Origin of the sequence: Hahella sp. KA22, from assembly GCF_004135205.1 — a bacterium.
Taxonomy (GTDB): Bacteria; Pseudomonadota; Gammaproteobacteria; order Pseudomonadales; family Oleiphilaceae; genus Hahella.
This window is the reverse complement of the sequence record NZ_CP035490.1, coordinates 5140362-5152426: the sequence shown is the minus strand read 5'-3', so window position 1 is coordinate 5152426 and position 12065 is coordinate 5140362. Positions and strand designations below refer to the sequence as shown.

The 12065-nt window shown below is 55.6% G+C and carries 17 protein-coding genes; 5 read left to right on the top strand and 12 right to left on the bottom strand.

What is annotated here, in order from left to right:
- The first annotated feature begins 108 nt into the window (after positions 1-108).
- From EUZ85_RS22725 to EUZ85_RS22715, 3 genes are all read left to right on the top strand, one after another.
- Positions 109-516 (top strand): Rrf2 family transcriptional regulator, encoded by a 408-nt coding sequence (locus EUZ85_RS22725; protein WP_127972229.1) that lies wholly within the window; start codon positions 109-111, stop codon positions 514-516.
- Between the two features lie 32 nt (positions 517-548).
- Positions 549-869 (top strand): hypothetical protein, encoded by a 321-nt coding sequence (locus EUZ85_RS22720; protein WP_127972227.1) that lies wholly within the window; start codon positions 549-551, stop codon positions 867-869.
- 228 nt (positions 870-1097) lie between these two features.
- Positions 1098-1424: a hypothetical protein gene (locus tag EUZ85_RS22715; protein ID WP_127972225.1), complete on the top strand. Its 327-nt coding sequence runs from the start codon at positions 1098-1100 to the stop codon at positions 1422-1424.
- A gap of 85 nt (positions 1425-1509) precedes the next feature.
- Here the strand turns inward: EUZ85_RS22715 and EUZ85_RS22710 are convergent, their stop codons facing one another.
- Positions 1510-1788, bottom strand: coding sequence for an acylphosphatase (locus EUZ85_RS22710; protein ID WP_127972223.1), 279 nt, complete (start codon positions 1786-1788; stop codon positions 1510-1512).
- A gap of 449 nt (positions 1789-2237) precedes the next feature.
- Between EUZ85_RS22710 and EUZ85_RS22705 the strand changes: the two genes are divergently transcribed.
- Positions 2238-2975 (top strand): glutamine amidotransferase, encoded by a 738-nt coding sequence (locus EUZ85_RS22705; RefSeq protein ID WP_127974546.1) that lies wholly within the window; start codon positions 2238-2240, stop codon positions 2973-2975.
- A 42-nt stretch (positions 2976-3017) separates the two neighbouring features.
- Here EUZ85_RS22705 and EUZ85_RS22700 read toward each other — a convergent pair whose 3' ends face one another.
- On the bottom strand, positions 3018-3497 hold the full coding sequence (locus tag EUZ85_RS22700; RefSeq protein WP_127972221.1) for a DUF6231 family protein: 480 nt from the start codon (positions 3495-3497) through the stop codon (positions 3018-3020).
- Positions 3498-3787: 290 nt separating this feature from the next.
- On the opposite strand from EUZ85_RS22700, the gene EUZ85_RS22695 reads away from it, so the two are divergent.
- A complete protein-coding gene (locus EUZ85_RS22695; protein WP_127972219.1) occupies positions 3788-4363 on the top strand; it encodes a hypothetical protein in 576 nt (191 codons plus the stop codon).
- Between the two features lie 37 nt (positions 4364-4400).
- Here EUZ85_RS22695 and pdxH read toward each other — a convergent pair whose 3' ends face one another.
- From pdxH to EUZ85_RS22640, 10 genes are all read right to left on the bottom strand, one after another.
- Entirely contained in the window at positions 4401-5039 is a 639-nt protein-coding gene (pdxH, locus tag EUZ85_RS22690; protein ID WP_127972217.1) for a pyridoxamine 5'-phosphate oxidase, read from the bottom strand.
- Between the two features lie 234 nt (positions 5040-5273).
- The gene (locus EUZ85_RS22685) at positions 5274-5564 is read right to left on the bottom strand and encodes a hypothetical protein (protein ID WP_127972215.1); all 291 of its coding nucleotides are present in this window, start codon (positions 5562-5564) and stop codon (positions 5274-5276) included.
- A gap of 235 nt (positions 5565-5799) precedes the next feature.
- The gene (locus EUZ85_RS22680) at positions 5800-6393 is read right to left on the bottom strand and encodes a HupE/UreJ family protein (protein WP_127972213.1); all 594 of its coding nucleotides are present in this window, start codon (positions 6391-6393) and stop codon (positions 5800-5802) included.
- 41 nt (positions 6394-6434) lie between these two features.
- On the bottom strand, positions 6435-7049 hold the full coding sequence (gene ureG, locus EUZ85_RS22675) for an urease accessory protein UreG (RefSeq protein WP_127972211.1): 615 nt from the start codon (positions 7047-7049) through the stop codon (positions 6435-6437).
- Positions 7050-7094: 45 nt separating this feature from the next.
- Complete coding sequence (locus EUZ85_RS22670; RefSeq protein ID WP_127972209.1) at positions 7095-7763, bottom strand: urease accessory protein UreF; 669 nt, start codon at positions 7761-7763, stop codon at positions 7095-7097.
- A gap of 14 nt (positions 7764-7777) precedes the next feature.
- Positions 7778-8359, bottom strand: a complete 582-nt coding sequence (gene ureE, locus EUZ85_RS22665) for an urease accessory protein UreE (RefSeq protein ID WP_127972207.1) — start codon at positions 8357-8359, stop codon at positions 7778-7780.
- Positions 8360-8374: 15 nt separating this feature from the next.
- A complete protein-coding gene (gene ureC, locus EUZ85_RS22660; protein ID WP_127972205.1) occupies positions 8375-10078 on the bottom strand; it encodes an urease subunit alpha in 1704 nt (567 codons plus the stop codon).
- Between the two features lie 63 nt (positions 10079-10141).
- Positions 10142-10447, bottom strand: coding sequence for an urease subunit beta (locus EUZ85_RS22650; RefSeq protein ID WP_127972203.1), 306 nt, complete (start codon positions 10445-10447; stop codon positions 10142-10144).
- A gap of 20 nt (positions 10448-10467) precedes the next feature.
- The gene (gene ureA / locus EUZ85_RS22645) at positions 10468-10770 is read right to left on the bottom strand and encodes an urease subunit gamma (protein ID WP_127972201.1); all 303 of its coding nucleotides are present in this window, start codon (positions 10768-10770) and stop codon (positions 10468-10470) included.
- A 102-nt stretch (positions 10771-10872) separates the two neighbouring features.
- The gene (locus EUZ85_RS22640) at positions 10873-11946 is read right to left on the bottom strand and encodes an urease accessory protein UreD (protein WP_164887324.1); all 1074 of its coding nucleotides are present in this window, start codon (positions 11944-11946) and stop codon (positions 10873-10875) included.
- Between the last annotated feature and the right edge of the window lie 119 nt (positions 11947-12065).

The following is a 12065-nucleotide window of genomic DNA, read 5'->3' as shown; positions in this document are numbered from 1 at the left end:
GCTCATTTTACGTAACTGTAAATGTTACATATATTGGGTGCGCGAGACAATTGATGTAACGTTAAAAGTTGCGTGATAGGATTGGGCGTCTATTACACGAGATGCAAGATGAGAAAAGACAGTCGTTTATCCCGAGTGTTGCACGTGCTGATTCACCTGGCCGCCAGCGACAAACCTATGACTTCAGGGCAGATTGCTGAGATGCTGTCGACCAACCCAGTCGTGGTGCGCCGCACCATGGGCATGTTGCGAGTGCAGGGATATGTTGATTCCGCCAAAGGCCACAGCGGCGGCTGGACGTTGATTAAACCGCTGAACGAAATCACCCTGCTTGACGTGCATAATGCGCTTGGCGAGCCGACCCTGTTTACGCTGGGTCTCACCGACGAACACTCAAATTGCTTTATTGAAAGGGCGATCAATGAAGCGCTAAAAACCGCCATGGACGACGCGGAAAAGAAACTACTGAGTCGATTTGGCGAGATTACGCTGGATGCCCTGGCGAAACGTTCTTGATGGTGGAGGGCGCTACAAACTGGGATTAAATAATGAACTACATCCAAAAGGGAGTTCCAGCAGTTAACTTCTACACCAGCATGAAGGACGTTGCTGGTTGGCTTGAAATTGAACTGAGAGATTATGACTGGCACATATCCGATATAGACGGTGGCTGGTGTGGGATCGTCGACCCGAGTTGGGTGCTGGGCGAAGAGTTTGCAGCAAAGATTGAAGAGTTCGATTACCAGTTTGTCTGGGCTGTTATTTCCGCATTTCCGCATTTCCGAAGGGAACGGAAGCCTTCACATCAGGCCTGCCTTACGTCGAGGATAACCCTGCGCTTTGGGAAGGCGCGCCCTGTACCCAGCTAGACGGCGCTTTGTTTGAAATCGTATGTTGGGACAGTAGCGCAACACTATTTATCGGCCTCTCTGAAGAGTTAAGCCGCAGATTGTTGGCTAATGCGCCAGGCATAAAAGACTTGGATAAAGAAAATGAGCGGAGAGGCTAAACTGGCTGCCCGTGAAGCTATTCTTGCAGCGCCGTGACGGTATGAGTCAGTAAGTTAGTTTTCCGTCATCTGTCCATCGGAGATATGTATGGCTGATTTTTGGGTTATTGATACCACCTGTACGGTATTGCCAACAAGCTCTCTTGAGCTGGACGGAAGTGAGTTTTACTACAATCGCGCTGTCGTCCCAGCTGACTCCAAAGAAGCGGCTATTGCCCTCTTAACGGCAAATCTTGAAGAAGAAGGCATTCTTATTAGGGAAGTTGTCGGCGCGCTGACTTATGAAGATGGTGATTGGTCCAATGATTTCTATCATTTAGACCGAGCCTATCATATCGCCAAGCAAGAAAATGAAGTTTGTACGGCAACATTTATTTCCTCTGATGTTTACGACTTTAAATACAAAGGATTGTGATGATTAAGAGTACGCATAAGCCGGCCACTTCTTCGTATTGATGGCCTATTAACGGGAACAGCTCTGCGCTAAAGCCCTTTTATCCCTAACATACTTCAAACCCCAACGGCGGCGTTTCGCCTTCCACCTGTTCAGTTTGGACTTCTGTGACGATGGCGGCTTCGGGGCCGTCGTGGAGCCAGTTTATGAGTTGGCTGACGGCTTCGGCGTCGCCGTAGGCGAGGACTTCGACGCGGCCGTCTGGCAGGTTTTTGGCATAGCCGAGTATGTGGAGGCGTTCGGCGACCTGGCGGGTGGAGTTGCGGTACCAGACTCCCTGGACTTTGCCGCTGACCCAGGCGCGGATGTGTTGTTTGTCCTGCATTGTTTTCTCCTTTGCTTGCAATTGCTGCGTTATTAATATGGCAATGATATTGGCATGTTAATAATCAGGCGCATGGATGCGCCTGCGCGGCGATTAGCCGCGGGAGACAGGGTCTGACATGTGCAGGCCCTGTCGTTGCAGACAAATAGAAGGAAGCTATTTGTCTGCCTGATTAATAGTTGCGCTCACTTTGCTCGCATTGTTCTTGTTACCCATGTACGCCAGGGCGTAGAACGGGGTTGTCGGCTCTCTTCGCTGTTTCTCGGCGATATGTAGGCCGTTTTTTAGTCGCCAAGCTTATCTGTCGGCGCTAAAGAGCGCATACTTCTGACAGGTTTATCACTATATTTAGTAAAAAGCGCTTATAGAGGCTTAAATTATAATAGATACGGCTGCTGCTTCCCGGGATTCTCTATGGGAGCGTCGGGGAGGCGGGCGGCTTGGCTTTAATGAAGGCGTTGGGCGATATGGAAACAGGAAAACTGCTGATCGCGCTCTGTGGGGATACGCATCCGGCTATCCTTGAAGAGTTCGGTAATTTTGATGGCTGGTTTATTGATGTTTTCGACAAAATGGGGATCTCCACGCATTTGTGGAATACCCATATGTACCATGACGCGCCGGAAGGAAATTTTATTGGCTGCGTCGTCACCGGCTCGCCGGCGATGGTGACGGATCGGGCGCAATGGTCCGAAGACTTAGGCGCTTGGATGCGGGGAGCAATAGAGCGAGGTATGCCGCTGCTGGGAGTCTGCTACGGCCACCAGTTACTGGCTGACGCCTTGGGCGGCGCGGTGGACTACCAACCTGAGGGACGAGAAATCGGTTCCCTGCTGATCACCAACCATGCCTCAGATAGCGATGATTATATCTTCTCGCGATTGCCTCATACCTTTCACGCCCATCTGACTCACGCTCAGTCCGTACTGACCTTGCCGGAAGGGGCGGTGAATCTGGCCAGCAGCGGGCGGGTGAAACATCAGGCGTTCCGCTATGGCGATCGCACCTGGGGCGTGCAGTTTCATCCTGAATTTACCTGTCCCATCATGTCCGCTTATTTATCGGTATACCGCGATCAGATTCCAGCCGCGCAGCGGTTGCAATTGGAGGCGCATTTACAGGATTGTTTTGACGCTCAGAGAGTATTGGAGATATTCGCGGAAGGGTGCTTACGCGGCTTTGCGTAGACTGATTCTGAGCCTTGCGAGCTCACTACGTGGACGTCGCGTTTACCACCAATATTTACCGAACCTCTCTGGATTCGCCCAGTTTTCCGCATTGTTCCAGGCCCGTTTGGGGTTGTAATCCGTGATGGAATAGGCGTAAACCGCCAGCGCCCGATTGTGGTCGGTAAAAATCTCCAGGCGACGAAATCCCAGTGCGATCAAGTGATTGAAGTCCCATTCAGGCGACTGATTATGATCTATGGTCGCCAGTACATTGGGAATCAGCAGATTACGTGGGGCCGCCAGCAGTGCTTGTCCTGCCAGGAAAGGAAGTTTCTCCACCGCATCGCTGATAACGGCGGCTTCTGGACGGCTATCGACGCCCGCAATCTCCGCCGTCGTGGCGGCGCTTGTCACATTCACCGGCCTGTCGTCACTGTATCTGCGCAAAGCGGGCGGCTGCGCCGGACCGATATTCAGGACGCAAGTCGGAGACATGACGGTCAGCCAGTCAAATAGCAGGTCATTTGGCGAATTGGCCACGTGGATTCAACCTATGGTATAGAGAGTTCGGATAGAGGAACGAACACAAAAAAAGCGCTGATCCATCAGCGCTACTGTTACTTGGTATCTGCAAGTATTTAAGCAGGGTAAACGAAGAAATGAAATGAAAAAGACTCTGAATTGCTTCAGACAATTAGAGTGTAGTAAAGCCTATGCTGGCGCGTTAGACGGATTATCCATTAAACTCGGAAGCGTATTTTCGAAATGCGATAACAAACTAGAAAACGCTTTTATTCGATAGCGCAACCCAATGAAACTCGGAGAAATATATGCACCGTAGAACTCTGTCCAAAATAGGCGTGGCATTGTTCACATTCTGCTTCAGTTTGTTTGTTCAAGCGGAAGCGCCTCTTACCGGAGACCTCATCGATCGCTGGATCAAGTCCCAGAAAGCCGTGCAGGAGTGGGGCGACAAGCATGAAGAAGAGTTGTCCAAATACGAAAAAGACAACGAAATGATTCCGACCAATATCGACGACATTGTCGCGCCGCTGAAAGCCTCAGGATTGTACGGTCAGGTTGAGGATATTGTAGAAGGCTACGGTTTCTCCACGCCGGAAGAATGGGCGAGCACTGCGCTGCGTATTTTCGGCGCCTATGCGGCGATTGAGATGCAGGGGCAGCAAGTCGATATGGACGCCATGAGGCAGCAATTGGCGGAGCTGGAAAAGAATCCGAATATCAGCGCGGAACAGAAGAAAATGATGCGCGATATGATGCAGCAGGGGCTGGCGATGATGGAGAAATTCAAGAACGCGCCGCCTGAAGACGTCGAAGCTGTCAAGCCGCATATGAGCAAGCTGCGTAAAGTGATGGAAGAAAGCGGCGGCGGTCTGGACGACTGATCCTCGCTTGACTCCAAGGCTCTTAAAGGACTGCAGCTTACGGCTGCAGTCTTTCAACTTCCCAATTCTCTCCGACCATCTTATACATAAAGCGATCGTGCAAACGGTTCGCGCGGCCTTGCCAGAATTCAATCGTCACCGGTCTTACCCGATAACCGCCCCAAAATGAGGGCAGTGGCACTTCGCCTTGCTTAAAGCGGTTTTTCATCTGCTCGAACGCCTGCTCCAGTAACTTGCGCGAGCCAATCGCCTGGCTTTGCTGCGACGCCCAGGCGGCGACCTGGGACTCATGAGGACGGCTCAGAAAGTAGCGGGTGGCTTCAGCGATGGAAAGCTTCTCCGCCACGCCGGTGACGCAGATCTGACGCTCCATCGGCAACCACGCGAAATGCAGGCTTACGTTGGCGTTTTCTGCAATATTCTGCGCCTTACGGCTGCCCAGATTGGTGTAGAACACGAATCCGGAGGCATCCAGGTTTTTCAGCAATACGATGCGTTGGCTGGGGACGCCCTGCGCATTGACCGTCGCCAGAGACATGGCGGTGGGGTCGGCGTTCAGGTCGGCGTCAATCGCCATCTGCAACCAGTTTTTGAATTGAACAATGGGGTCGTCGGCCAGGTCTTTGCGGGACAGGCCGGAGTAGAGATACTCGCGTCTGATGTCGTCTAGTTTCATGAGTGCTGCAATCCGGACAAGCTGATGATTTAGCGGATGATTCCGCCGACGGTCTGACTGGTATTGTACGGCAATTCACGCCGAATCGCTCACCGCAGAAGCTGCGGACGCGCCTAAGGTCGAATAAGTCAGAGATAAGAGAGCGGAATGGCAGGAGATGAAAGCGTGTCTAGATAAAAATCTGAGTGAGAAAATCGAAGTTGGGGCGATACCGCTGAACTCGCCCGTGACTGATCAGGCCGCCTGGGAATGATCCAGACCGAAACTTTCAGTCAGGCCGCGATAGCCCAGTTCCCGTTCGATGGACTGCAGAAAATCAAGCGAATCACGCAGGCTGTCTTCATCGGAGGCATCGACATTCATCGTGATCAGTTCTTCGAGCCGCATGAGTTCGATGTCAGTAAAAGTCTCCAATTGTTGTTGATTATGCATGTGGTAATCCCTCACTAAGGTTGCAGTTTTATTGTGGAGATAGCAGGTTTCATTTTGATTGCGCGCGTTATGAGGCGACTTGACGCTGATCATTAAATGAACTCCTGCCGGAAGCCTTCATTTATTAATCGCTAACTGCGGACTACTAGCTCCGATACTGCTCGTTATTCCGTTACTGCAGGGTAATAACATAGGAAAAAATTGAGGGAAACGCCAACGCTGATTTTACAGTGGGAGGCAAGACGTCAGCGAAGCTGGCTTATTAAGGCTGTCGGGGAAAGGGCGTCCGTGGGTAACGACCAGCACGGACGCAGGGAGTCGCTTAATATCAGAAAGCGGAAGCTACCGCGGCGACGCCTGTGGCGATCGCGCCAGCGCCAAGAGTTTTACGGGTGGCGTTGGTTTTTTCATAACGTTTGGCCAGCGCCGCAACGCCCCAGCCAACCAGCTGAATCATCGCCGTCGCCAGAATGAATCCGCTGATGTAGCTGAATGAATCTGCGCCAGCGGGTTGCTCGGCGACATGGGCGTAGCCATGGAAAACTGCGAATAAAGCCACCAGCGGCGCCGCAGCGAGAGTCAGCATACGGCTGTTTCCCGCCACCAGCAGTGCAGCGCCAAGGACGAACAAAGAAGCGGTGATCATGGCTTCAGGAATCGGCAGGCTAACGCTTGAGGCAGCCAGCAGGCCGCCGGTCAGCATGGCTCCGAGAAACGCCAGCAACAGACGCGCTTTCTGACCGGTTTTCCAAGCCAGGAAGCCCACGCCCAACATGGCGACAAGGTGATCCAGGCCGAACATGGGGTGAGTCAATCCAGAGAAAAATCCGCCGACGACGCCGTGTCCCGGATGGGCGACTGCGGCCATGGAGGCGCCCAGGCCTGTGGTGAGTAGTAAAAATTGAGCTTTGGTGAATCGCATTAATCTGCTCCCTTGTTGGAAATGAGTGCTGTGTCGTCGTGTTAAGCCGCTTGCAGCATACCTTGGTCAATAATAAAACTGATGATGTCCTGCAGGCCTTCGCCGGTCTTCATATTACTGAAAATAAAGGGTTTGTCACCGCGCATTTTCCTGGCGTCGCGATCCATGACCTCCAATGAGGCGCCCACGATCGGCGCCAGATCGGTCTTGTTGATGATCAACAGGTCGGACTTGGTGATGCCTGGACCGCCTTTGCGTGGAATCTTGTCGCCAGCGGAAACATCGATGACATACAGGGTAAGGTCAGACAGCTCCGGGCTGAACGTAGCGCTCAGGTTATCTCCGCCGCTTTCCACCAGCACCAGATCCAGTCCGGGGTGGCGCGCCGTGAGCGTGTCGATGGCGGCGAGGTTCATGGAGGCGTCTTCCCGAATGGCGGTATGGGGACAGCCGCCGGTTTCCACGCCGATGATGCGGTCTTCGGTGAGCGCCTGATTGCGGATCAGAAATTGGGCGTCTTCTTCTGTATAGATATCGTTGGTGACCACGGCGATATTAAAGCGTTCCCGCAGCTCCTGGCACAGACGGGCCACCAGCGCAGTTTTGCCGGAACCCACCGGGCCGCCGATGCCGACGCGCAAAGTTTGTGTGCTCATAAAAGCGTTACCTCCAGATGATGTTTATTATCCTGCGCGCCCTGCTCAGGATCGGAACAGGCGCGAGTATTGCGTTTCGTGATTGGCGCAAGCCATGGCCCAGCCGGGCAGGGACGCGCCGAAATTTTCTTCCTTTATCTGTGTTGCGGCGGCAACCGTTTCCGTCAGAACCGGCATCAGGCGTTGCAATATGCGCTGCGCCGCCGTTTGCGCCAGCGGCAGTGTCTTTCCCGCCACGGCGATCTGGTTTTCCAGCCAGCTCCACAGAAAGCCCAGGGCGGCGTTCTCCGCATCAATGTCCCAATGCGCGCAGGCCAGCGTCCACAACGTCAGCAGGGACGCCGGTTGCGCCAGCCAGGGCTCCGCGCCGGGGACGCCCAGGTCCCGCAGAAGCTTGGCCAGGGCTTTGCCGACATGGCGGTCTTCGTCCAGTAGCTCCTGAGTTTCGCGAGCAGCGAGCAGCCAGGCGTTCCAGTAATTGATTTGTTCATGGTCATTAGCGCGCCAGGCCTGCAGCAACTTGAACAACACCGGCAGATCGGTTTTCCCGAGTCCCTGGCTAATCACGCCCTGCAGCCAGTTGTGGATTTTTTCCGGCGTGTCGACGCCGCCGTGATCAATGGCCCACTCCAATCCCTGTGAGTAAGCGAAGGCGCCGACAGGCAAGGCCGGGCTGGTCAGGTTCATGAGTTTCAGCAACGCTAAAGGCGGCATGGGCGGCGAGTCCTTTAATGCTCGTGAGGGTGCGAATGAAGGTGAACATGACCATGTGGATGCTCATGATCCTGCCCGTGAAAATGGTAGCGCGCACTGAGCTCTTTGGCGTCCTGACGGCTCTGATCGTGAGAATGGCCATGATGGTGGCCGCCGTGTCCGCTATGTCCGCCATAGGCGCCGTTTTCAGGATTGAACGGCGCGGATTCTCGCACGACTTCCAATCCATACAGGCGGCACAGATCCTCCAGCACGTGATCCGGTTGGAATCGGACCCAGAACTCGCCAATCTGCAATGGCGTATGTCGGTTGCCCAGGTGGTAGCAAATTTGCGCAAACTGACGTGGATCGCTGGCCTGGGCGGTCGCGACGGTTTCTGGCGCGGCGCTGATGGCGTAAATATCGCCGTTTTCCGCCAGCAACAGGTCGCCGTCCAGTAGGGTTTTGCCGCGCTCCAGAAACAGCCCGACGTCTTGGCCGGACTGGGTTTGGGCGCGCAAGCGGCCGCGTTTACGTTCATCGTAAGTGAGGCTGATGACGCCTGCGATGGAGGGCGTTTGGGTTTCCTCGACGTAGCGTTCAGTGATGCGAATCATGCCGTCCCTCCATTTTTAAAACAGAAAATAGCGCTGCGCCAGAGGCAACACCTTGGCAGGCTCGCAGACCAGCAGCTCGCCGTTGGCGCGCACTTCATAGGTTTGCGAATCCACTTCCATCTGCGGCGTCAGGTCGTTCAGCACCATGCTTTTCTTGGTGACAGTGCGGGTGTTGCGACAGGCGCTGAGCGGGGACTGCAAACCGAACTGCTCTTTTACGCCGTTATCCAGAGCGGCCTGACAGACAAAGGTGAGGCGGGTCTGCTGCATGGCCTGACCGAAGGCGCCGAACATGGGGCGATAATGCACTGGCTGCGGCGTCGGAATGGACGCGTTGGCGTCGCCCATGGGGGCGGCGGCGATCATACCGCCTTTGATGATCAGGGAGGGTTTGGCGCCGAAGAAGGCTGGCCGCCATAAAATGATATCCGCCAGCTTGCCGGGCTCCAGCGACCCCACTTCATGAGCGATGCCGTGCGCGATGGCGGGATTGATGGTGTATTTGGCGATGTAGCGCTTGGCGCGGAAATTATCAGCGCGTTCAGAGTCCTGCGCCAACGGGCCACGCTGCACTTTCATTTTGTGGGCGGTCTGCCAGGTGCGGCAGACTACTTCGCCAACCCGGCCCATGGCCTGGGAGTCGGAGGAGATCATGCTGAATGCGCCAAGATCGTGCAGGATGTCTTCCGCAGCGATGGTTTCCTTACGGATGCGGGAGTCGGCGAAGGCGACGTCTTCTGGGATATCCGGGTCCAGATGGTGACACACCATGAGCATGTCCAGATGCTCATCCACCGTATTGATGGTGTAAGGCCGGGTCGGATTAGTGGACGAGGGCAGCACGTTCAGTTCGCCGCAGGCCTTGATAATGTCCGGCGCGTGACCGCCGCCGGCGCCTTCGGTGTGATAGGTATGGATGGTGCGTCCCTTGAACGCCGCCAGCGTGTCTTCCACAAATCCGGACTCGTTCAACGTGTCGGTGTGAATGGCTACCTGCACATCGTATTTCTCGGCGATATTGAGGCAGTTGTCGATGGAGGCGGGGGTGGTGCCCCAGTCCTCGTGCAGCTTCAAGCCCATGGCGCCGGCGAGCATCTGTTCTTCCAGCGCCGCCGGCAGACTGGCGTTGCCTTTGCCTAGAAAGCCCAGATTCATGGGAAAGGCGTCGGCGGCTTGCAGCATCTTGCCCATATGCCAGGGGCCGGGCGTGCAGGTGGTGGCGTTGGTGCCGGTGGCGGGGCCGGTGCCGCCGCCCAGCATGGTGGTGACGCCGGACATCAATGCTTCTTCGATTTGCTGCGGACAGATGAAATGTATGTGGGCGTCGATGCCGCCAGCGGTGGCGATCATGCCTTCGCCGGCGATAACTTCCGTGCCGGGACCGATAATGATGTCGATGTTGTCCTGAATATCTGGGTTGCCGGCTTTGCCGATGGCGGCGATGCGACCCTGCTTAAGTCCGATATCCGCCTTGACGATGCCCCAGTGGTCGAGAATCATCGCATTGGTGATGACGGTGTCCACCGCTTCCGTATTAGGGCGTTGCGACTGTCCCATGCCGTCACGGATAACCTTTCCGCCGCCGAATTTCACTTCGTGGCCGTAGGCGGCGTAATCTTTTTCCACTTCAATCCATAATTCGGTGTCGCCCAGGCGCACCCGGTCGCCTACGGTTGGCCCGAACATGTCGGCGTAGGCGGCTCTAGAAATCTTTGCCATGGTGATAAGTCCTGCTGTGTAACCTGTTTGCGTGCTGCCTTATTTTTGTCGCGCCGGGCGTTGTCATAAGTCGCCCATGACATCACCGCGGAAACCATAAACCTTGCGCTTGCCGCCCAGGGCGACCAGCTCCACCGTGCGGGTTTGTCCGGGTTCGAAACGCACGGCGGTCCCAGCGGCGATGTTCAGGCGGAAGCCGCGCGCCTGCTCTCGCGGAAAGGACAGCGCCGGGTTGGTTTCAAAAAAGTGATAATGAGAGCCCACTTGCACCGGCCGGTCGCCGGTATTGGTGACTTCCACGGTAATGGTCGGCAGGCCGGCGTTGATTTCGATGTCGCCGGGGAGGGCGTCTATTTCTCCTGGAATCATGACTGGATCTCCATCAGCGATTAAGGGATAGGGTTGTGGACCGTGACCAGTTTGGTGCCGTCCGGGAAGGTAGCTTCCACCTGCACCTCTGGAATCATTTCCGGTATGCCTTCCATGACGTCATCCCGCGTCAGCAGCGTGCGACCGTAAGCCATCAGCTCCGCTACGCTGCGGCCATCCCGGGCGCCTTCCACGATTTCCATGCTCAGGTAAGCCATCGCCTCCGGATAATTCAGTTTCAAACCCCGTGCTTTGCGACGCTCCGCCACCAGCGCGGCGGTGTACAGCAGCAGTTTGTCTTTCTCTCTAGGAGTGAGTTCCATCGTGAACTTCCTCTTTTATCTTGCGGTTACTTTTATTGTTCGATGACTGTGTCGTTTGGATCTTTGTTTCATTATCGACGGTCGCTTCTGAGCGAGACTGCATCAGGTCGCCCAGATTCGTGGTGGATGACTTTCCACGCCGATTAACGTCGGACGCAGCAGGGACCACGCCGCCATAAACAACCGCTTGATGGGCTCCGACTGCTGGCACAGGGCGCGCAGGATGATCAGGTCGTCCTTGCGCGTCAGGGTCCAGCGTAAGTCTTTGCCAGCTTCGAGGGCGGCGATGGCGGCATCCGTCTGTAACGCCTCGCGGCACTGTTGCAGCAGCCTTTGCGGCGAATCCTGCACGTATCCGGCGAGCAGCGATCCGTAAACCTGTTGTCCTTGCAGCCCCCAGGGCTCTTTAAACCCGGGGCCTTCGCCGCGCAACGCGACGCGTTCAAAGAAGCAGGGCGCGCCGTCACGCAGAATCAGGGTGGTCTGGGTAAACGCGCCGCGGGCGAATGGGGCGTCCGCCGCCGGGCGTCCCAATGCGGTGATTTCCCAGGCGATAAAGCGGCTGGCGGGGCTGGTATGCAGCTGCAAGGTTTGTGCGCCATCGGCGCCGTCGTAAATAATATTTTCCTGGGGCAGCCACTCCAGGCTGTCCGCGTCGGCGCAGTGCAGCCGAACGGTCTGACATTGCCGGTGTCCGGCTGCGTCAGTGCGATAGATTTTGCCGGCGGAGGGGGTGGTGAACAGCGCGCCCGCGCCATGCTCCACCCTGGCGTTGATGTCGATTTCATCTCCGCAAACCAGACCGCCGGGAGGATGCAATATATAGATGTGGGGACGCTGCGCGCCTTCTGGATAAAACGGTCGCTGCACCCGCAAAGGGCCTTGGTGAGCGGCTTGCTTCAATATGGTGCGATTTGACTCTTTGGTCAGGTTTAATGTGAGCGACGCCCGCCAGTTTCTGGCGCCGGCGGTAGTGGAAGAGCCAGGATTCAATTCCTGCTCCGCCTGCTTGTTTTTATCGGTGAATTGCTCTGCAAGCATTACGCTGCGTACCTTTACGCTGGGGTCGCGATCTCTGTCCGCGACTTTCTTCTTACCCGCTGCGCCCTGAAACAATGCGTGGACGCGCTCGTTTCTGTCTCGTTGTGGCAAGTCATTAAGCGAATGCTGTGCCAACCCCTCGCCATTTTGGCGCTGACAGGGCGAAGGCGACGGTTTAAAAGGGTTCAGGCGCTCTGTTTTTGCACCGCTTTGGTTCATGGCTATGGCGCGCCTTAAGCAGGGCGTCAGGCATT

Coding starts and splice junctions, on each gene's coding strand:
- EUZ85_RS22725 (WP_127972229.1), top strand. CDS start 109: ATGAGAAAAGACAGTCGTTTATCCCGAGTGTTGCACGTGCTGATTCAC.
- EUZ85_RS22720 (WP_127972227.1), top strand. CDS start 549: ATGAACTACATCCAAAAGGGAGTTCCAGCAGTTAACTTCTACACCAGC.
- EUZ85_RS22715 (WP_127972225.1), top strand. CDS start 1,098: ATGGCTGATTTTTGGGTTATTGATACCACCTGTACGGTATTGCCAACA.
- EUZ85_RS22710 (WP_127972223.1), bottom strand. CDS start 1,788: ATGCAGGACAAACAACACATCCGCGCCTGGGTCAGCGGCAAAGTCCAG.
- EUZ85_RS22705 (WP_127974546.1), top strand. CDS start 2,238: ATGAAGGCGTTGGGCGATATGGAAACAGGAAAACTGCTGATCGCGCTC.
- EUZ85_RS22695 (WP_127972219.1), top strand. CDS start 3,788: ATGCACCGTAGAACTCTGTCCAAAATAGGCGTGGCATTGTTCACATTC.
- pdxH (WP_127972217.1), bottom strand. CDS start 5,039: ATGAAACTAGACGACATCAGACGCGAGTATCTCTACTCCGGCCTGTCC.
- EUZ85_RS22685 (WP_127972215.1), bottom strand. CDS start 5,564: ATGATCAGCGTCAAGTCGCCTCATAACGCGCGCAATCAAAATGAAACC.
- EUZ85_RS22680 (WP_127972213.1), bottom strand. CDS start 6,393: ATGCGATTCACCAAAGCTCAATTTTTACTACTCACCACAGGCCTGGGC.
- ureG (WP_127972211.1), bottom strand. CDS start 7,049: ATGAGCACACAAACTTTGCGCGTCGGCATCGGCGGCCCGGTGGGTTCC.
- EUZ85_RS22670 (WP_127972209.1), bottom strand. CDS start 7,763: ATGCCGCCTTTAGCGTTGCTGAAACTCATGAACCTGACCAGCCCGGCC.
- ureE (WP_127972207.1), bottom strand. CDS start 8,359: ATGATTCGCATCACTGAACGCTACGTCGAGGAAACCCAAACGCCCTCC.
- ureC (WP_127972205.1), bottom strand. CDS start 10,078: ATGGCAAAGATTTCTAGAGCCGCCTACGCCGACATGTTCGGGCCAACC.
- EUZ85_RS22650 (WP_127972203.1), bottom strand. CDS start 10,447: ATGATTCCAGGAGAAATAGACGCCCTCCCCGGCGACATCGAAATCAAC.
- ureA (WP_127972201.1), bottom strand. CDS start 10,770: ATGGAACTCACTCCTAGAGAGAAAGACAAACTGCTGCTGTACACCGCC.